Source organism: Streptomyces sp. NPDC001902 (assembly GCF_042891295.1).
GTDB lineage: Bacteria > Actinomycetota > Actinomycetes > Streptomycetales > Streptomycetaceae > Actinacidiphila.
The window spans coordinates 103,679-122,497 of the sequence record NZ_JBIATA010000003.1 but is presented as its reverse complement, the minus strand read 5'-3'; the positions used below and the strand labels follow the sequence as shown (position 1 = coordinate 122,497).

The following is an 18,819-nucleotide window of genomic DNA, read 5'->3' as shown; positions in this document are numbered from 1 at the left end:
CTTGCGCGTACTGCTGACCGGACACCAGGGCTACCTGGGCACCGTGATGGCCCCGGTCCTGGCGGCCGCCGGGCACGAGGTCGTCGGTCTGGACGCCGGCCTGTTCGCCGACTGCGTGCTGGGCCCGGCGCCCGCGGACCCGCCGGGGCACCGGGTGGACCTGCGCGACGTCACGGCCGACCACGTGGCCGGGGTGGACGCCGTGATCCACCTGGCCGCGCTCTCCAACGACCCGCTGGGATCGCTGGCGCCGGAACTCACCTACGACATCAACCACCAGGCCTCCGTGCACCTGGCCCGGCTGGCCCGCGACGCCGGGGTGCGGCGCTTCCTGTACGCGTCGACCTGCTCCGTCTACGGCGCCGCCGGCGGCGACGACCTGGTGACCGAGGTCGCCCCGCTGCGCCCGGTGACGCCGTACGCGGAGTCCAAGGTGCGCGTGGAGGACGACCTGCACGAGCTGGCCGACGGCGACTTCACCCCGGTGTTCATGCGCAACGCCACCGCCTTCGGCTACTCGCCCCGGCTGCGCGCCGACATCGTGCTGAACAACCTGGTGGGCCACGCGCTCCTGTCCGGCGAGGTCCTCGTGCTCTCCGACGGCACCCCCTGGCGCCCGCTGGTGCACGCCGCCGACATCGCACGGGCCTTCACGGCCGCGCTGACCGCGCCGCGCGAGGCGGTGCACGACCGCGCGTTCAACATCGGCAGCGAGGTCAACAACGTCACGGTCGCCGAGATCGCCGGGCAGGTCGCCGAGGCGGTGTCCGGCGCGAAGGTGGTGATCACGGGCGAGACCGGTGCCGATCCGCGGTCGTACCGGGTGGACTTCTCCCGGTTCCGCGCCGCGATCCCCGGCTTCGACTGCGAATGGACGGTGAAGCAGGGCGCGCTCGAACTCGCCGACGCCTACCGGAAGTTCGACCTGACCCGGGAGGACTTCGAGCAGCGCTTCACCCGGCTCGCCGTGCTGCGCGCGGCGTCCGACGCCGGCGAGGTCGACGACACCCTGCGGTGGCGCCGATGACCGCAGTCGGCGAGGAGATGCACGCGCTGGTGGAGCGGCTGTACCCGCTGTGCCGGAGCATCACCGGCGACGGTGTGCGCGCCACCCTGGAGATCGTCGGCGAGTACGTCCCGCTGCAGGTGCACGAGGTGCCGACCGGCACGCAGGTGCTCGACTGGACGGTGCCGCAGGAGTGGAACATCCGTGACGCGTACGTCGCCGACGCCGGCGGCAACCGGGTCGTCGACTTCGCCGCGTCGAGCCTGCACGTGCTCGGCTACAGCGTGCCGGTGTCGGCGACCATGCCGCTGGCCGAGCTGCGGTCGCACCTGCACACCCTGCCGGAGCACCCGGCCTGGGTGCCGTACCGCACCAGCTACTACAAGCCGGAATGGGGATTCTGCCTGGCGCAGGAGACCCTGGACGCGCTGCCGGACGGCGAGTACGAGGTCCGTATCGACTCCACGCTCGCGGACGGTCACCTCACCTACGCCGAGCACGTGGTCCCCGGGCAGGTCCCCGACGAGGTGATCGTCTCCTGCCACGTCTGCCACCCGTCGCTGGCCAACGACAACCTGGCCGGCATCGCGGTGGCGACGTTCCTGGCCCGCGCGCTGGCACAGGAGACGCCGTACTACACCTACCGGTTCATCTACGCGCCCGGCACCATCGGGGCGATCACCTGGCTGGCCCGCAACGCGGAGCGGGTGGACCGGGTCAAGCACGGGCTCGTACTGGCCTGCGCCGGGGACCCGGGCCAGCTGACGTACAAACAGAGCAGACGCGGTGACGCGGAGATCGACCGGGTGATGCGACATGTCCTGACCGCCTCCGAACGGCCGCACCACGTCAAGGAGTTCACCCCGTACGGCTACGACGAGCGGCAGTACTGCTCGCCCGGGTTCGACCTCGGCGTGGGATCGCTCAGCCGGACCCCGTACGCCGGGTACCCCGAGTACCACACCTCGGCGGACAACCCGGACTTCGTCTCGCCGCAGGCGATGGCGGACACCCTCGCGGTCTGCCTCGAGGCGTTCGCCGTGCTCGACCGCAACCGGCGGTACGTCAACCTCAGCCCCTACGGCGAGCCACAGCTGGGCCGGCGCGGGTTGTACGACTCGCTCGGCGGCCGCAGCGACGCGCAGCAGGCCCAGATGGCCATGCTCTGGGTGCTCAGCCTCTCCGACGGCGAGCGCAGTCTGCTGGACGTCGCCGAGCGGTCCGGGCTGCCGTTCGACACCGTCGCCGCCGCGGCCGGCGCCCTGCACGACGCCGGGCTGATCAAGGCATGACACCGATGACCACCGAGGGGGAGAATCCGCGGACGACGGCGCCACCGGCCCGGTCCGCCAGGCGGGCCCTGGTCGGCCGGCTGTCCTGGGGACTGGCCGACCAGGCGGCCTCCAGCGTGAGCAACTTCGTGGTGGGCGTCTACGTGGCCCGCTCGCTGGGGGTGACCGCGTTCGGCGTGTTCAGCCTCGCCTGGGTGACGTACGGCGTGGTGCTCAACGTCTCCCGCGGGCTGGCCACCGATCCGCTCGTGGTGCGCTTCAGCGGCGTGCCGGACGCGTCCTGGCGCGGGGCGGTGGCCCGGTCGACGGGTACCGCACTCGGCGTCGGTGCGGCCATCGGCGCGGCGTGCCTGGTGGCCGGGCTCGGCCTCGGCGGCCGGGTGGGGCCCGCGTTCGCCGCCCTTGGTGTCGTGTTGCCGGGGCTGCTGCTCCAGGACGCCTGGCGGTTCTCGTTCTTCGCCGCCGGCACCGGGCGGAAGGCGTTCGTCAACGACGTCGTGTGGGGAGTCGCCCTCGTCCCGGCCATGGTGGTGGCGGCCCGTGCGGGCAGCGTGGCGGCCTTCGTGCTCGCCTGGGGCGCGTCCGCCACGGTGGCGGCCGGGTACGGCTACCTCCAGTCCGGTATCCGGCCGCGGCTGACCGAGGCGCGCGGGTGGCTCCGCGAGCAGCGCGACCTCGGCTACCGGTACCTGGTCGAGAACGTCAGCCTCAGCGGTGCGAGCCAGCTGCGGGCGTACGGGCTCGGCGCGATCGTCGGGGTGAGCGCGGTGGGTGCGGTGCGGGGCGCGGAGCTCCTGCTCGGCCCGTTCCTGGCGGTGCTCATGGGGCTCTCGCTCGTCACCGTCCCGGAGGCGGCCCGGGTGCTACGGCAGGCCCCGCACCGGCTCGGCACGTTCTGCCTCCTGCTGGGCGGGGGGCAGGCCGCCGCCGCTCTGCTCTGGGGCTCGGCGCTGCTGCTGGTCCCCGGCCGTCTCGGCGAGCTGTTGCTCGGCGGAGTCTGGCACTCCGCCTCGCAGCTCATCGTGCCGGTCACCCTCGGCGTCGCGGGCGCGGGCCTGGGCACCGGCGCGGCGGCCGGGCTGCGCGCGCTCGGCGCGGCCCGGCGCAGCCTGCGCTGCCAGCTGTTCGCCTCCGCCTGCTACGTCAGCGGCGGGCTCGGCGGGGCCGCCGCCGGCACGGTCGGCTCGGCCTGGGGCGTCGCCGCCGCGACCGTCGGCAGCTCGGCCGTGTGGTGGCTGCAACTGCGGTCCGCCCTGCGCGAGCACCACCGCGATCCCATCCCCGAAGTGAGGACCTCATGACCGCCCAACCCAGGCTGAGCATCGGCCTGCCCGTGTACAACGGCGAGGAGTACCTGGCCGAGTCGCTCGACGCCCTGCTCGGCCAGACCTACGAGGACTTCGAGCTGGTCATCTCCGACAACGCCTCCACCGACGGAACCCAGGAGATCTGCCGCGAGTACGCCGCGCGGGACTCGCGCATCCGGTACCTCCGGCTGACCCGGAACATCGGCGCCGCGCCGAACCACAACCACGTGTTCACCGAATGCCGCGGCGAGCTGTTCAAGTGGGCCTCGCACGACGACCTGTACGCCCGGGACCTGCTGCGGCGCTGCGTGGAGGCGCTCGACGAACGGCCGGACGTGATCCTGGCGCACGCCGACCAGGCGGTCATCGACGCCGATGGCAAGGTGAAGGTCCCGTACGAGTACACGCTCGCCACCGGCTCGCCGCACGCGCCGGAGCGATTCCGCAGCATGCTGTTCGAGCCCGGCGGCGACGACTTCTACGGGGTGATGCGTGCCGACGTGCTGCGCCGGGTGAAGCCGCACGACAGCTACCACCACGCGGACCGCACGTTCGTCAGCGAGATCGGCCTGCACGGGCCCTTCCACCAGGTGCCGGAACTGCTGTACTTCCGCCGCGACCACCCCACCCGTGCCGAGCGGGCGAACCCTTCCAAGCGCTCCCGGTGCGTCAACCTGGACCCGCGCCGGGCAGGCCTGCTGCACCCGACGCCCCGGCTGCTCGCCGAGTACGTCTGGGGCTTCGCCTCGGCGATCCGGCGCGCGCCGTTGTCCCCGGCCGACCGGCGTGCGTGCTACCGCCACCTGGCCGCCTGGATGACCAGCCGGGTCCGGCCGGGCGCCGGCGAACGGGTCGAGGACCGCGCCCCGGTCGACCCGGGTCTGCTCACCGTCTCCGTCGACGCCCTCGTCGCCGGCCGTGAGGGGAGGCGCACGTGACGGCCACGGCCGGGGCCCCGGTGCGCGTCGGGGTGTTCGGCCTGCTCGGCTCGGGCAACCTCGGCAACGACGGTTCGCTCGAAGCCGTCCTCGGGTACCTCCGCGCCGAACACCCGGACGCGGTCGTGGACGCGCTGTGCGGCGGACCCGAGACCGTGACGACCCGGTTCGGGATCCCCGCGACGCGGCTGCACTGGTACCGCGGGGAGTACCGGACCGCCTCGCGTGCGGGCGCGGTCGCGGGGAAGGGCCTGGGCAAACTCGTCGACGTCTTCCGCACCGCCGCCTGGGTGCGCCGGCACGACGTGGTGATCGTCCCGGGCATGGGCGTCCTGGAGGCCACGCTGCCGCTGCGGCCCTGGGGCTTCCCGTACTCGCTGTTCCTGCTCTGCGCCAGTGGCCGGCTGCTGCGCACCCGGGTGGCGCTGGTCAGCGTCGGCGCCGCGACGATCGGCGACCGGCCGACCCGGGCCCTGGTGCGCTGGTCGGCGCGGCTGGCCGCCTACCGGTCGTACCGGGACGCGCAGTCCCGCGAGGCGATGCGGGCGATGGGCGTGGACACCGCGCGCGACGAGGTCTACCCGGACCTCGCGTTCGCCCTGCCGACGCCAGGGTCGGGCGGGCCCGGCAAGCTCTCGGACCCGTCGGCGCCTCAGGGCCCGGTCTGCGTCGGCGTCATGGACTTCCACGGCGGCAACGACGATCGTGCCCGGGCCGACGAGATACACCGGCGCTACCTCGACGGGACGATCCGGTTCGTCCGCGCGCTCGTCGAGGAGGACCGGGCCGTCCGGCTGCTCACCGGTGACCAGTGCGACACGTCGGTGGTCGCCGCGATCCTCGACGCGGTGGACTCGCCGCTGGTCACCGCTGCCGAGCCGTCCTCACTGGCCGACCTGATGAAGGAGATGGCGGCTGCCGACACGGTGGTGGCGGCCCGCTACCACAACCTGATCTGCGCGCTGAAGACCGGTACGCCGGTGCTCGCCCTCAGCTACGCGGGGAAGAGCGACGCGCTCATGGCGGAGATGGGCCTCGGCGCGTACTGCCACCCGGCGCGCGAGGTCGACGCCGACCGGCTGCTCGAACAGTTCCGTGCCCTGGAGAAGCGTTCGGCCGAGCTGCGGCGGACCCTGACCGAGCGGAACCTGGCCGCCGCCCTGCGGCTCCAGCACCAGTTCCACTCCTTGACCGCGGCCCTGTTCCCTGCGGCCGGCCACCCCCACACCTCGCGGAAGGCCCCATGAAGGCGATCCACGTCCCGGAGATCACCGGCGCGTACCTCTTCGAACCGACGCCGTACACCGACGAACGCGGCTTCTTCTGCCGCACCTTCGACACCGACGTGGTCCGCTCGGTGGGCCTCGACCCGGACGCCTTCGTCCAGGACAGCCTGTCCCGCTCGGTCCGGGGCGTGCTGCGCGGCCTGCACCTGCGCTCCGGCGCCGGCGAGGCCAAGTTGGTGCGGTGCTCGTACGGGAGGATCTTCGACGTCGTCGTGGACCTGCGGCCGGACTCGCCGACGTACCGCAACCGGGCCACCTTCGAGCTGTCCGGCGAGACGCAGGTGTCCCTGTACATCCCGGCGGGGTGCGCGCACGGCTTCCAGGCGCTGACCGACACCGCCGACACCTCGTACCGGATCGACCGCCCGCACGATCCGGCCGAGGACGTGACGATCGCCTTCGACGACCCGGAGCTCGCCATTGCCTGGCCGCTGCCGGTCACATCGATGTCCCAGCGGGACCGGGAGGCGCCGAGCCTCGCCGAGGTCCTCAAGCACCTGGAAAGTTGAGGTCGGCGTGTACACCGAAGACACCGGAGAGTTCCTCCTGCCCCGGTCGCGGATGGCGAACGAGCGGCTGCACGCCATGATCCCCGGGGGCGCGCACACCTACGCCAAGGGCGACGACCAGTACCCCGAGAACCTGGCCCCGGTCATCAGCCACGGCCACGGTGCCCACGTGTGGGACGTCGACGGCAACCGCTACGTCGAGTACGGCTCCGGCCTGCGGTCGGTCAGCCTCGGCCACGCCCACCCACGCGTGATCGAGGCGGTGCGGCGGGAACTCGACCGCGGCAGCAACTTCGTCCGGCCGTCCATCGTGGAGGTCGAAGCCGCGGAACGCTTCCTGGCCACGGTGCCGACCGCCGAGATGGTGAAGTTCGCCAAGAACGGCTCGGACGCCACCACCGCCGCGGTGCGCCTCGCCCGCGCCGCCACCGGGCGCCCGCGGGTGGCCCTCTGCGCCGACCATCCGTTCTTCTCCGTCGACGACTGGTTCATCGGCACCACGCCGATGTCCGCCGGCATTCCGGCGGCGACCAACGAGCTCACCGTGGCGTTCCCCTACGGGGACCTGGCCGCCACGGAGGAGCTGCTCACCCGGCACCAGGGCGAGGTCGCCTGCCTGATCCTCGAACCCGCCACCCACACCGAGCCGCCGCCGGGGTACCTCGCCGGCCTGCGCGAGCTGGCCGACCGGCACGGCTGCGTACTGATCTTCGATGAGATGATCACCGGCTTCCGCTGGTCCGAGGCGGGCGCCCAGGGCCTGTACGGCGTCGTCCCCGACCTCTCCACGTTCGGCAAGGCGCTGGGCAACGGATTCGCCGTCTCCGCGCTGGCTGGGCGCCGCGACCTGATGGAGCGGGGCGGGCTGCGGCACCCCGGCGACCGGGTGTTCCTGCTGTCCACCACGCACGGTGCGGAGACGCACTCCCTGGCGGCCGCGATGGCCGTGCTCACCACCTACGTCGAAGAGGGCGTCACCGCGCGGCTGCACACCCTGGGCGAGCGGTTGGCCGCCGGTGTCCGCGACGCCGCGGCCGCCATGGGCGTCGGCGACCACATCGTCGTCCTGGGCCGGCCCAGCAACCTGGTCTTCGCCACCCTCGACGAGAACCTGCAGCCCTCGCAGGAGTACCGCACCCTGTTCCTGCACCGGCTCCTCGCCGGCGGGGTACTGGCCCCGTCGTTCGTGGTGAGCAGCGCGCTCAGCGACGCCGACATCGATCACACCGTCGACGTGGTGGCCGGGGCATGCGCGGTGTACAGGAAGGCACTGGACGCCGCCGACCCCACCCCCTGGCTGACCGGACGACCGGTGAAACCCGTGTTCCGCAACCGTGCCTGACAGGGCGTCAGCGACGCTCCAGCCGACCGGCGTCGGCCGTCTCGCCGGCCGTCCCATCGGCCGTCCCGTCGGCCAGCCGGTCGGCCGTCCGGTCGGCCGTCCCGTCGGCCAGCCGGTCGGCCATCCGGTCGACCAGCCAGGCGGTCGCCGGTACCACGGCCAGCGCGGTGCACCCACCGCCGAGGGCGTCGGTCGGGTAGTGCGCGCCCAGGGCGACCTGCGCCCAGCCCATGGCGGCACCGGCGACCAGCGCCGCGGCGAGCACGAGTGACGTGCCGGCTGTCCTGCGGAGGCCGAGCCGGTCGGCGGCGAGCAGCGCCACCACCAGGGCGAGCGCGGTGGCGAAGGCGGTGTGCCCGCTCGGGTAGGACAGGTTCGCGCCGTGGATGGTGCGTCCCACCACGGACTTGAGCAGCGTCGTCGTCGCCACGGTCAGGCCCGCGCCGGCGACGACGAGCACCGCAGCGCGAGGACGCCGAAGCAGCAGGCAGCCCGTCACGGTGGCCACGAGCAGCATCACCGCTCCCCCGGGCTCCCCCAGGAAGTCCGTGGCCAGAGCGACGTCGCGCCACGGCGCCCGCACACCGTCCACTGCCGCCATGATCCGCGCGTCCACCGTGCTGGGCTCGCTGTCGCCCGCGTACCGGACCCCGAGCACGAGGACCATCAGCGCCGCGAGGGCCGCGATCGGCCCGAGCCACCCACGAAGCGACGGAGGCAGCGCCGCGGGCCCCGGCCGGCGGTTCACCCGCCCACCGGGTGGTCCGGACCCGCGCCGCGGGCCCCTCCGTGGCGGCGGTCGAACCGGACACCCCGCACACCGTCGCAGACCATCCGGCGGATGCGACGCACCTCGCCACCGCCCGCCGGCATGGCCGGGATCGTCAGTCGCACGGGCTGCGCACGCCTCGACCGGGCACGATGACCAGCACGTCGAGCGTGAACGGAGCCGGGCCGACGTCCGGGCCCGCTCCGGCCTTCGGCTCCTGCCGGCGCCAACTCCCCACCAACGACCCCCCGTCGTGTCCGGCGTGGCCCTCGCGGGAGCCACCGGCCCGTGCGGCCCACCCTAACCAACAACGCGGTCGCGGCAAACCGCCGTCGGAGCGTCCGCGGGTCAACACTTGGCGAACTTCGGGACGTTGGCGTCACCCTCCTGCCGGCCTCGGCGTGGGCCGGGGTACGTCGTCCGCTCAGACCGCCTCTCGCACCGGCTCCAGGATCGCCACGCACTCCACGTGGTGCGTCATCGGGAAGAGGTCGAACGCACGCATCCGCCGCGGGGCGTACCCGGCCGCCGCGAAGTAGCCGAGGTCGCGGGCGAGGGCGGCGGGGTCGCAGGCGACGTAGGCGATGCGGCGGGGGCCGAGGGAGGCGACGTGCTCCACGGTGGCGCGGCCGGCGCCGGTGCGGGGCGGGTCGAGGACGACGAGGTCGGCCTCGGTGATCCCGGTGCGCGGCAGTACGGACTCGACCTTGCCCTGCTCGATGCGGACGCGGTCGAAGTCGGCCAGGTTGTGCCGGGCGTCCTCCACGGCGCGCTTGCCGGACTCGATGCCGAGCACCGCGCCGGTCTCGCCGACCCGCTCGGCGAGGGCGCCCGCGAACAGGCCCACGCCGCAGTAGAGGTCCAGGGCGGTCTCGCCCTTGCGCGGCATGAGGCCCTGCATGACGGCCTCGACCAGGAGCCCGGGGGCCTGGGGGTGGACCTGCCAGAAGCCTCCGGAGCCGACGCGCCAGGTGCGGTCGATCGCGCGCTCGCGCACGAAGCCGCGGCCGTGCACGCGGTGGACGCCGTCCTGCTCGTCGACGCGCAGGACGGAGACGGGACGGTCCAGCTCGACCAGGGGGAGCCGGCCGCCGGGGCGGGGGGTGAGGATCACCTGGCGGTCGGAGGAGCCGGTGGCGGCGATGGCCTCGACCGAGGCGATGCCCGACCAGTCGCGGGACTCCACGCCCAGCTCGCGGACGCCGGGGGCGGCGATCAGGCAGCGGTCGACGCGCTCGACCTCGTGCGAGCGGTGGCGGCGCAGGCCCGCGTGGCCCTCGGCGTCCACGGCGTACTGGACGCGGGTGCGCCAGGCCGGGACCTCGCCCTTGGCGACCTTGTCGCCGGGGGCGGGTTCGACGGTGCCGTCCCAGCCGGCCTCCTCGGGGGTGAGGTGGGCGAGCCGCTGGAGCTGCTCGGTGATCACCTGCACCTTGAGCCGCCGCTGCGCGCCGGGTGCGGCGTGCTGCCAGTCGCAGCCGCCGCACTTGCCGGGGCCGGAGAACGGGCAGGGCGCCTCCACGCGGTCCGGGGAGGCCTGCAGGACCTCCACGGCGTCGGCGCGCAGGAAGCGCGAGTCCGGGCCGCCCTCGGTGATCTCGGCGATGACCCGCTCGCCGGGGAGCGCGTGCCGGACGAAGATCACCTGCGGCCGGTCGTGGCCCGGCAGGACCGTCCTCGCGATGCAGTGGCCGCCGTGCGCCACCGGGCCGACCTCGACCTCGTAGCGCTCGCCGACGAGGGCGTCGGCCTCAGGGGCCTTCGTACGGTGCTGCATGACGGAACAGGCTCCTGGGGGCAGGGGGCGGGGAAGGACGGCAGCTCACCAGTCTACGGCCCGCCGCCGCCCCGGGTTCACGCCCGCCCGCTGGGCTCCCGGTGCCGCTTGGACGGCCCTGCCTCGCCGCGACGCACGGAGCCCGGCGCGTTCCACTCGGCGCCCTTGCGGGCCCGCTGCTTGGCGCGCTCGGAGGACTCCAGCTGCCAGGGCACGGAGGTGACCATGACGCCGGGGGTGAACAGCAGCCGGCCCTTGAGCCGCAGTGCGCTCTGGTTGTGCAGCAGGTGCTCGTACCAGTGGCCGACCACGTACTCCGGGATGAAGATCGACACGACGTCGCGCGGGCTGCTGCGGCGCAGGCTCTTGACGTAGTCGATGATCGGCCGGGTGATCTCGCGGTACGGCGAGTCCAGCACCTTCAGCGGCACCTCGATGCCGCGGCGGTGCCACTCGGCCTGCAGCGCCTTCGTGTCGGCCGGGTCCACGTTGATGCTGAGCGCCTCCAGCGTGTCCGACCGGAAAAGCTTGGCGTACGACAGGGCCCGCAGGGTGGGCTTGTGCACCTTGGAGACCAGGACGATGGAGTGCACGCGGGAGGGCTTGACCTCCTCCTCGCTGCGCTCCTCGGCGGCCGCGAGTTCGCTGGAGACCCGGTCGTAGTGGCGCCGGATGGCCGTCATCATGCCGTAGAAGAGGACCATGCCCAGGACGGCGACCCAGGCGCCGTGCGTGAACTTGGTCAGCAGCACGACGACGAGGACGAGCCCGGTGAAGAAGGCGCCGAAGGTGTTGATCGCCCGGGAGCGGACCATGTGGCGGCGCACGGCGGGGTCGGTCTCGGTCGCCAGGTGCCGGTTCCAGTGCCGGACCATGCCGATCTGGCTGAGCGTGAAGGAGACGAAGACGCCGACGATGTACAGCTGGATCAGCCGCGTCGAGTCGGCCCCGTAGATGTAGACCAGCACGCACGCGAAGGCGGCGAGCAGCACGATGCCGTTGCTGAAGGCGAGCCGGTCGCCGCGGGTGTGCAGCTGGCGCGGCAGGTAGCGGTCCTGGGCGAGGATCGAGCCGAGCACGGGGAAGCCGTTGTACGCGGTGTTGGCGGCCAGGAAGAGCACCAGCGCCGTGGCCCCGGCCAGGAAGATGAAGGGGATCGACCCGTCGCCGAAGACGGCCGAGGCGACCTGGGCGATCACCGGGTCCTGGGTGTAGCCGGGGCCGACCGGCTTGCCGTTCACCAGCAGGTCGGCGGCCGGGTTCTCGGCCATGCGGACGTCGGTGTTGAGGGCGAGCGCGATGATGCCGCAGAACATGGTCACGGCGAGGACGCCCATCAGCGCCAGGGTCGTCGCGGCGTTCTTGGACTTCGGCTTGCGGAAGGCGGGCACGCCGTTGCTGATCGCCTCGACGCCGGTGAGCGCGGCACAGCCGGAGGAGAAGGCCCGCAGCAGGAGGAAGACGAGCGCGAAGCTCGCGAGTCCGGTGTGCTCGGCCTTGATCGTGTAGCCGGCGGTCGGCGCGTGCATCTCGTCGCCGATCGCGATCCGGAAGATCCCCCAGGCCAGCATGCAGAAGACGCCGAAGACGAAGGCGTAGGTGGGGATGGCGAAGATCGTGCCCGATTCGCGCACGCCGCGCAGGTTCATCAGCATGAGCAGGACGATCATGCCGATGGCGCCCAGCACCTTGTGCTCGACGAAGAACGGCACGGCGGAGCCGAGGTTCTCCACGCCGGAGGCGACCGACACGGCCACGGTGAGGACGTAGTCGACCAGCAGCGCGCTGGCCACGGTGAGCCCGGCGCGCGGGCCGAGGTTGGTCGTCGCGACCTCGTAGTCGCCACCGCCGGAGGGGTAGGCGTGCACGTTCTGCCGGTACGAGGCGACGACGGTGAACATCAGCACGACGACCGCGACCGCGATCCAGGGGCTGAAGTGGTAGGCCGACACTCCCGCGATCGACAGGACCAGGAGCACCTCTCCGGGCGCGTACGCCACGGAGGACAGCGGGTCGGAGGCGAAGACGGGGAGCGCCAGCCTCTTCGGGAGGAGCGTCTCTCCGAGCCTGTCGCTGCGGAGCGCCCGCCCGATCAGGATCCGTTTCGGAAGGTCGGTCAGTTTGGACACCCCGCGATGTTAGAGGATCGTCAAGATTTCCGATCCCCCGCCCACCTATCAAGGGCTTACGTGCGTGTGTAGCTTTGGGCGCGGTCTGAGACCCTGAGGGGGATCGGCCGGAATTGTTGACAGCCGGAAGGACGGTCGTGCACGTCGTGATTATGGGGTGTGGGCGAGTGGGTTCCACTCTCGCGCACTCCCTTGAGCAGCAAGGTCATACAGTGGCCGTGATCGACCAGGACCCGACGGCGTTCCGCCGCCTGGGCTCCGGGTTCAGCGGGCGCCGCGTGACCGGGGTCGGATTCGACCAGGACACGCTGCGCGAGGCCGGCATCGAGGAGGCGGGCGCCTTCGCGGCCGTCAGCAGCGGTGACAATTCCAACATCATCGCAGCCCGGGTGGCCCGGGAGATGTTCGGGATCGAGAACGTCGCCGCCCGGATCTACGACCCCCGGCGGGCGGAGGTGTACCAGCGCCTGGGCATCCCCACCGTCGCCACCGTCCGCTGGACGGCCGACCAGATGCTGCGCCGCCTGTTGCCGTCCGGCGCGGAGCCGCTGTGGCGCGACCCGAGCGGGGGTGTGCAGCTCGCCGAGGTGCACACGGACACCGCCTGGGTGGGCCACAAGATCAGCAGGCTCCAGGAGGAGACCGGAGTGCGCGTGGCGTTCCTCACCCGGCTGGGCGAGGCGATGCTCCCCACGTCGGAGACGGTCCTGCAGGAAGGCGACCTGGTGCATGTGATGATGCGCACGGGCGAGGTCGAACAGGTCGAAGCGGCGTTCGCAAAGGGCCCTGAGGAGGCGCACCGATGAGGGTCGCCATTGCCGGGGCCGGGGCCGTGGGCCGCTCGATCGCGGGTGAGCTGCTGGAGAACGGCCACGAGGTCCTGCTGATCGACAAGAACCCGACCTCGATCTCGGTGGAGCGGGTGCCCCAGGCCGAGTGGCTGCTGGCCGACGCCTGCGAGATCACGTCGCTGGACGAGGCCGCGCTGCAGCGTTGCAACGTGGTGATCGCCGCCACGGGCGACGACAAGGTCAATCTGGTCGTCTCGCTGCTCGCCAAGACCGAGTACGGCGTCCCGCGCGTCGTCGCGCGGGTGAACAACCCCAAGAACGAGTGGCTGTTCAACGAGGCCTGGGGCGTGGACGTGGCCGTCTCCACCCCGCGCCTGATGTCGGCGCTGGTGGAGGAGGCGGTGAGCGTCGGCGACCTCGTCCGGCTGATGCGCTTCAGCCAGGGCGACGCGAACCTGGTCGAGCTGACGCTCCCCGAGGAGGCCGCGCTGGTGGGCACCCGGGTCGGGGAGGTCGCCTGGCCGGAGGACACCTCGCTGGTCACGATCATCCGCGGCCACCGCGTGCTCACCCCGTCCAAGGACGACGCGCTCGAGGCGGGCGACGAGCTGCTGTTCGTCGCGGCCCCGCACCGCGAGGAGCAACTGGAGGACCTGCTCTCGGTGCGCAGCGCCGAGGCCGATGCGTAGGGCGTAGGACGTCCAGGCCGTACGACGAGGGGCGGCCGGAACCCGTGGGTTCCGGCCGCCCCTCGTGTGTTGCCGTCGGCGCGGGGCGCCGGGTCAGCGGTTGGCGGCCTCCTCGGCGGCGCGCTCGGCCTTCTCGGCCCGCTCGGCCTCCTCCATCTCCGCGATCACGTCGATCGGCGGCGGCGCCTTGGCCAGGAAGATCCAGGTCAGGTAGACGCAGAGCAGGAACGGCGGAATGCCGAGGGCGACCTTGACCCAGCCGAGCTGGGTGGCGTTCCCCCAGAAGTAGAGCGGGAAGAGGATCGCCGACTTGACCAGCAGGATGACGCCCCAGGCCCAGGTGGCCTTGGTGTACGCGACGAGCCGGCCCGGGTTCCGCGTCCGCCAGGACAGGTTCTCCTTGAGGATCGGGCCGAGCAGCAGTCCGATCAGCGGGTACTTCACCAGCGCGGAGACCACGTAGGCGACCGCGAGCCCGAGGGTGTAGAGCATGCCGGGCAGGTAGAAGTTCTTCGCGTCGCCGGACATCATCGCGAACACCGCGCCGAAGGCGACGCCGAAGACGCCGCTGAAGGCGTGCTTGAGGGTCTGCCGGCGCACCAGGCGGGCCAGTGCCAGCACCAGCGACAGGCCCAGGGCGGCGATGGCCGCGATGTGGATGTCCCGGTTGATCGTGTAGATCAGGACGAAGACGAGGCCGGGCACCGTCGTGTCGATCATGCCCCAGACGCCGCCGAAGGCCTCCAGGAGCGCATGGTCGGCGGCCGCCTTCGAGGCGGCCGCGTCCTGCTCCGGCCCGTGCTCGGTCCCGGTCGTGGGCTGTGCCCCGGTCCGCTTGTCGATCGACGCCACCGGCTACTCCTGTCCGACCGGACGCAACTCGTACTTGGGATTGAACAGCACCGGACGGCCGCGGTTCATGGAGATCCGCCCCGACGCGATGATCCTGCGGCCCGGCTCGATGCCGACGATGCTGCGCCGGCCCAGCCACACCACGTCCAGCGGTGCGGAACCGTCGAACAGCTCGGCCTCCAGGGCGGGAACGCCGGCCCGCGGCCGCAGAGTGACAGCGCGTAGCGTACCGGTCACGGTCACTATGTCGCGATCGGAGCAGTCGCAGATCCGGGTGCACCCGACGTCCGCGGTGTCCTGCCGCAGCTCGTCGGAGTGCAGCTCCTCCTGGGAGCTGGACAGTCGGTCGAGCATCCTGCGGAAGCGGCCGGCAGGCCGGTCCGAACGGGTGGTACCACTCATACCTGGAAGGGTACCGGGCCCGGGTGAACGGATCACCGATCACTGCTCGAAGCGGTAGCCCATGCCCGGCTCGGTGATGAAGTGCCGCGGGTGCGCGGGGTCGGCCTCCAGCTTGCGCCGCAACTGCGCCATGTAGACCCGCAGGTAGTTGCTCTCGGTGCCGTAGGACGGGCCCCAGACCTCCTGGAGCAGCTGCTTCTGGCTGACCAGACGGCCGGTGTTGCGGACCAGGACCTCCAGCAGGTGCCACTCGGTGGGCGTGAGCCGGACGTCGACGCCGTCGCGGTTGACCTTCTTGGCGGCGAGGTCGACAGTGAAGGACTCGGTCTCCACGGTCGCGGCGCCGTCCTCGGGGCCACCGGGCGTGGCGCGGCGGACGGCGGCGCGCAGCCGGGCCAGCAGCTCGTCCATGCCGAAGGGCTTGGTGACGTAGTCGTCGGCGCCCGCGTCGAGGGCCTCGACCTTCTCGTCGGAGGCCTGGCGGGCGGAGAGCACGATGATCGGCACCCGGGTCCAGCCGCGCAGTCCGCGGATCACCTCGACGCCGTCCATGTCGGGCAGGCCGAGGTCGAGCACGATGACGTCGGGGTGGCGGGCGGCGGCGAGCTGCAGCGCGGTCGCGCCGTCGTGGGCGGCGTCGACCTCGTACTTGCGGGCCCGCAGGTTGATCACGAGAGCGCGCACGATCTGCGGCTCGTCGTCGACCACGAGCACCCGGTTCATGGAGCCTGCCTTTCCTTCTCGGTGAGGGGGGTGGAGCGGGGGTGCGGTGCGGGCACGGTCAGGTCGTCGCCTCGGCCGGGAGGTCCGGGGCGGCGGGGGCGCTGCCGGGCGCGGCCGGGAGGGTGAGCACCATCGTCAGGCCGCCTCCCGGGGTGTCCTCAGGCTGGAGGGTGGCGCCCATGGCGTCGGCGAAGCCGCGGGCCACCGCGAGGCCGAGGCCCACTCCGTTGCCGCGGGGGGCGTCGCCGTACCGCTGGAACGGCTCGAAGATCCGTTCCTTGGCGACGTCGGGGACACCGGGCCCGCGGTCGACGACGCGCAGGTCGACGTGGCCGCCCAGGGCGCTGGCGGCGACCAGCACCCGGGTGCCGGCGGGGCTGTACTTGACGGCGTTCTCGACGATGTTGGCGACGCTGCGCTCGAGGAGCCCCGGGTCGACGGAGACCATCGGGAGGGTCTCGGGGACGTCCAGGGTGACGCTGCCGTCGGGGACTCCGCGCAGGGCCTTGGGAACGACCTCGTCGAGGTCCACCTCGCGGATCAGCGGGGTGACCGTGCCGGTCTGCAGGCGCGACATGTCGAGGAGGTTGCCGACCAGGTTGTCGAGCCGGTCCGCGCCCTCCTCGATGGCCTCCAGGAGCTCGGCCTCGTCCTCCTCGGACCAGGCGACGTCGTCGGAGCGCAGGGAGCTGACGGCCGCCTTGATGGCGGCGAGCGGGGTGCGCAGGTCGTGCGAGACGGCGGCGAGCAGGGCGGTGCGGATGCGGTTGCCCTCGGCGAGCTTGTGGGCCCTGGCGGCCTCGTCCTCCAGCCGCTGCCGGTCCAGGACGCCGGCGGCCTGGGCCGCGAAGGCGGAGAGCACCCGGCGGTCGGAGGCGGGCAGCACCCGGCCGACCAGGGCCAGCGAGAGGTTGTCGCTGACCGGCACCTCCACGTCCGCGTCCTCGGGGCGCAGGCACTGCCGGCTGCCGACGCCGGCGGCGCAGGTCCACACGTCGTGCTCGCTGGCCCGCTCCAGCAGCGACACGGCCTCCATGCCGAAGGTCTCCCGGACCCGTTCCAGCAGGGCGTCCAGGGAGTGCTCGCCGCGCAGCACGCTGCCGGCCAGGTACGACAGGATCTCGGCCTCGGACTGGAGTCTGGCTGCCTGGTGGGTGCGGCGCGCCGCCAGGTCCACCACGGAGGCCACCGCGATGCCGACCAGCACGAAGATCACGATGGCGATCAGGTTCTCGGGCTGGGCGATGGTGAAGGTGTGCAGGGGCGGGGCGAAGAAGTAGTTCAGCAGCAGTGAGCCGCCGACCGCCGAGACCAGCGCCGGGTAGAGGCCGCCGACGAGGGCCGCCGCGACCGTCAGGGTCATGAACAGCAGCATGTCGGTGGCGATGCCCAGGGCGGGGTGCAGCTGGGTGAGCACCAGGCAGAGCAGCGCGGGGCCGAGCACACCGGTCAGCCAGCCGGCGATCACCCGGGAGCGGCCGAGCTGGGCGCCGCGGGCCACGGGCAGGCCCCGGCCCTTGGCGGCGTGCTCGTGGGTGACGATGTGGACGTCGAGGTCCGGCCCGGACTCGCGGGCCACGGTCGCGCCGACGCCCGGCCCGAAGACGTACTGCCACGCGGGCCGGCGGCTGGTGCCGAGCACGACCTGGGTGGCGTTGACCCCGCGGGCGAAGTCCAGCAGGGCGCCGGGGACGTCGTCGCCGACGACGTGGTGGAAGGAACCGCCGAGGTCCTCGACGAGGGTGCGCTGGACGGCGAGTTCCTTGGGCGAGCCGGCCGTCAGGCCGTCGCTGCGCGCGATGTGGACGGCGAGGATCTCCCCGCCGGAGCCCTTGGCGGCCATCCGGGCGGCGCGCCGGATCAGCGTCCGCCCCTCGGGGCCGCCGGTGAGGCCGACCACGATGCGCTCACGGGCCTGCCAGGTGGCGGAGATCCGGTGGTCGGTGCGGTACTGCCGCAGGTATTCGTCGACCCGGTCGGCCACCCACAGCAGGGCCAGCTCGCGCAGCGCGGTGAGGTTGCCGGGCCGGAAGTAGTTGGACAGGGCCGCGTCGACCTTGTCGGAGGCGTAGATGTTGCCGTGCGCCATGCGGCGGCGCAGCGCCTGTGGGGACATGTCGACCAGCTCGATCTGGTCGGCGCGGCGGACCACCTCGTCGGGCACGGTCTCGCGCTGACGTACCCCGGTGATCGACTCGACGACGTCGCCGAGCGACTCCAGGTGCTGGATGTTCACCGTCGATATGACGTTGATGCCGGCCTGGAGCAGTTCCTCGATGTCCTGCCAGCGCTTCTCGTTGCGGCTGCCCGGGATGTTGGTGTGCGCCATCTCGTCGACGAGGGCGACCTCGGGCCGGCGCGCGAGCACCGCGTCGACGTCCATCTCGGTGAAGCCGGTGTCCCGGTACTCGATCTCCTTGCGCCGCACGACCTCCAGGCCGTGCAGCATGACCTCCGTACGGGCACGGTCGTGGTGCTCGACGAAGGCGACGACGACGTCGGTGCCGCGCTCCAGGCGCCGGTGGGCCTCGGAGAGCATGGCGTAGGTCTTGCCCACTCCCGGGGCCGCCCCCAGGTATATCCGCAAAGTCCCGCGTGCCATGGCTCCACGTTCCGCCTCGTGGCGTGCCCCTTCCGGGCGCGTCCGACGTTAAGAATCCTATGGTCCCAGCAGCGGACAAATCGGGCGTGATGTTCCTGCGGGGAGCACGTTGACGCGTCCTTGACGCCCTCCTCGTGCCGCCGCCCCCGGTCAGCGGAACTCCGCGAGCCGCGGCCTCAGGCCGAGGACGACCAGGGCCGCGGCGGCCACCAGCGCCCCGGCGAGGCCCAGGGGGACGGACAGCGCCCGGTCCGCGCCGTCCGCGGCGGCCCGCTCGTAGGCGGCGGAGTTGATGGCGATGACCTCGCCGAGCGCCCGGTCGAACGCCGCGAAGTCGTGGTTCGACTCCCCGGGTCCGTAGCCGGTGCCGTACGCGACGGCAGCGGGAAGCCGGCCGGCCCCGGC

Annotated in this window: 16 protein-coding genes; 9 read left to right on the top strand and 7 right to left on the bottom strand. The window is 72.6% G+C overall.

All coding sequences use genetic code 11. The features are described 5' to 3' along the window. Position 1: 1 nt before the first annotated feature. From ACFYYN_RS06845 to ACFYYN_RS06815, 7 genes are read left to right on the top strand one after another with little or no spacing between them, the layout of a single operon-like run. Entirely contained in the window at positions 2 to 1,027 is a 1,026-nt protein-coding gene (locus ACFYYN_RS06845) for an NAD-dependent epimerase/dehydratase family protein (protein WP_500544942.1), read from the top strand. After that, positions 1,015 to 2,298 carry a DUF4910 domain-containing protein gene (locus ACFYYN_RS06840; RefSeq protein WP_500544941.1) on the top strand — a complete coding sequence of 428 codons (1,284 nt, stop codon included), beginning with the start codon at positions 1,015 to 1,017 and terminating at the stop codon, positions 2,296 to 2,298. The genes ACFYYN_RS06845 and ACFYYN_RS06840 overlap by 13 nt, the downstream gene beginning before the upstream one ends. Positions 2,299 to 2,303: 5 nt before the next feature. Continuing rightward, positions 2,304 to 3,599 carry a hypothetical protein gene (locus ACFYYN_RS06835; protein ID WP_500544940.1) on the top strand — a complete coding sequence of 432 codons (1,296 nt, stop codon included), beginning with the start codon at positions 2,304 to 2,306 and terminating at the stop codon, positions 3,597 to 3,599. Beyond that, on the top strand, positions 3,596 to 4,543 hold the full coding sequence (locus ACFYYN_RS06830) for a glycosyltransferase family 2 protein (RefSeq protein WP_500544939.1): 948 nt from the start codon (positions 3,596 to 3,598) through the stop codon (positions 4,541 to 4,543). Before ACFYYN_RS06835 ends, ACFYYN_RS06830 begins: the two co-directional genes overlap by 4 nt. Continuing rightward, positions 4,540 to 5,790, top strand: a complete 1,251-nt coding sequence (locus ACFYYN_RS06825) for a polysaccharide pyruvyl transferase family protein (protein WP_500544938.1) — start codon at positions 4,540 to 4,542, stop codon at positions 5,788 to 5,790. The genes ACFYYN_RS06830 and ACFYYN_RS06825 overlap by 4 nt, the downstream gene beginning before the upstream one ends. Continuing rightward, on the top strand, positions 5,787 to 6,338 hold the full coding sequence (rfbC, locus tag ACFYYN_RS06820) for a dTDP-4-dehydrorhamnose 3,5-epimerase (protein ID WP_500544937.1): 552 nt from the start codon (positions 5,787 to 5,789) through the stop codon (positions 6,336 to 6,338). Before ACFYYN_RS06825 ends, rfbC begins: the two co-directional genes overlap by 4 nt. A gap of 7 nt (positions 6,339 to 6,345) precedes the next feature. Then, on the top strand, positions 6,346 to 7,680 hold the full coding sequence (locus tag ACFYYN_RS06815) for a glutamate-1-semialdehyde 2,1-aminomutase (RefSeq protein ID WP_500544936.1): 1,335 nt from the start codon (positions 6,346 to 6,348) through the stop codon (positions 7,678 to 7,680). A 7-nt stretch (positions 7,681 to 7,687) separates the two neighbouring features. On the opposite strand, the gene ACFYYN_RS06810 is transcribed toward ACFYYN_RS06815, so the two are convergent. From ACFYYN_RS06810 to ACFYYN_RS06800, 3 genes are all read right to left on the bottom strand, one after another. Then, positions 7,688 to 8,428, bottom strand: a complete 741-nt coding sequence (locus ACFYYN_RS06810) for a phosphatase PAP2 family protein (protein WP_500544935.1) — start codon at positions 8,426 to 8,428, stop codon at positions 7,688 to 7,690. 445 nt (positions 8,429 to 8,873) lie between these two features. Beyond that, positions 8,874 to 10,226 (bottom strand): class I SAM-dependent RNA methyltransferase, encoded by a 1,353-nt coding sequence (locus ACFYYN_RS06805; protein ID WP_500544934.1) that lies wholly within the window; start codon positions 10,224 to 10,226, stop codon positions 8,874 to 8,876. A gap of 77 nt (positions 10,227 to 10,303) precedes the next feature. Next, the gene (locus ACFYYN_RS06800; protein ID WP_500544933.1) at positions 10,304 to 12,355 is read right to left on the bottom strand and encodes an APC family permease; all 2,052 of its coding nucleotides are present in this window, start codon (positions 12,353 to 12,355) and stop codon (positions 10,304 to 10,306) included. Between the two features lie 137 nt (positions 12,356 to 12,492). On the opposite strand from ACFYYN_RS06800, the gene ACFYYN_RS06795 reads away from it, so the two are divergent. Next, a complete protein-coding gene (locus ACFYYN_RS06795) occupies positions 12,493 to 13,161 on the top strand; it encodes a potassium channel family protein (RefSeq protein ID WP_026251763.1) in 669 nt (222 codons plus the stop codon). Further along, positions 13,158 to 13,835 carry a potassium channel family protein gene (locus tag ACFYYN_RS06790; RefSeq protein ID WP_500544932.1) on the top strand — a complete coding sequence of 226 codons (678 nt, stop codon included), beginning with the start codon at positions 13,158 to 13,160 and terminating at the stop codon, positions 13,833 to 13,835. Before ACFYYN_RS06795 ends, ACFYYN_RS06790 begins: the two co-directional genes overlap by 4 nt. Before the next feature lie 93 nt (positions 13,836 to 13,928). On the opposite strand, the gene ACFYYN_RS06785 is transcribed toward ACFYYN_RS06790, so the two are convergent. The 4 genes from ACFYYN_RS06785 to ACFYYN_RS06770 are packed head-to-tail and all read right to left on the bottom strand — an operon-like array spanning position 13,929 to position 18,414. Further along, positions 13,929 to 14,687, bottom strand: a complete 759-nt coding sequence (locus ACFYYN_RS06785) for a DUF3159 domain-containing protein (protein ID WP_500321906.1) — start codon at positions 14,685 to 14,687, stop codon at positions 13,929 to 13,931. Between the two features lie 3 nt (positions 14,688 to 14,690). Further along, the gene (locus tag ACFYYN_RS06780; RefSeq protein ID WP_499514517.1) at positions 14,691 to 15,089 is read right to left on the bottom strand and encodes an OB-fold nucleic acid binding domain-containing protein; all 399 of its coding nucleotides are present in this window, start codon (positions 15,087 to 15,089) and stop codon (positions 14,691 to 14,693) included. A gap of 39 nt (positions 15,090 to 15,128) precedes the next feature. After that, positions 15,129 to 15,812: a response regulator gene (locus tag ACFYYN_RS06775; protein WP_500544931.1), complete on the bottom strand. Its 684-nt coding sequence runs from the start codon at positions 15,810 to 15,812 to the stop codon at positions 15,129 to 15,131. A gap of 58 nt (positions 15,813 to 15,870) precedes the next feature. Continuing rightward, complete coding sequence (locus ACFYYN_RS06770) at positions 15,871 to 18,414, bottom strand: DUF4118 domain-containing protein (RefSeq protein WP_500544930.1); 2,544 nt, start codon at positions 18,412 to 18,414, stop codon at positions 15,871 to 15,873. Between the last annotated feature and the right edge of the window lie 405 nt (positions 18,415 to 18,819).

Coding starts and splice junctions, on each gene's coding strand:
- ACFYYN_RS06835 (WP_500544940.1), top strand. CDS start 2,304: ATGACCACCGAGGGGGAGAATCCGCGGACGACGGCGCCACCGGCCCGG.
- ACFYYN_RS06830 (WP_500544939.1), top strand. CDS start 3,596: ATGACCGCCCAACCCAGGCTGAGCATCGGCCTGCCCGTGTACAACGGC.
- rfbC (WP_500544937.1), top strand. CDS start 5,787: ATGAAGGCGATCCACGTCCCGGAGATCACCGGCGCGTACCTCTTCGAA.
- ACFYYN_RS06805 (WP_500544934.1), bottom strand. CDS start 10,226: ATGCAGCACCGTACGAAGGCCCCTGAGGCCGACGCCCTCGTCGGCGAG.
- ACFYYN_RS06790 (WP_500544932.1), top strand. CDS start 13,158: ATGAGGGTCGCCATTGCCGGGGCCGGGGCCGTGGGCCGCTCGATCGCG.
- ACFYYN_RS06780 (WP_499514517.1), bottom strand. CDS start 15,089: ATGAGTGGTACCACCCGTTCGGACCGGCCTGCCGGCCGCTTCCGCAGG.
- ACFYYN_RS06775 (WP_500544931.1), bottom strand. CDS start 15,812: ATGAACCGGGTGCTCGTGGTCGACGACGAGCCGCAGATCGTGCGCGCT.
- ACFYYN_RS06770 (WP_500544930.1), bottom strand. CDS start 18,414: ATGGCACGCGGGACTTTGCGGATATACCTGGGGGCGGCCCCGGGAGTG.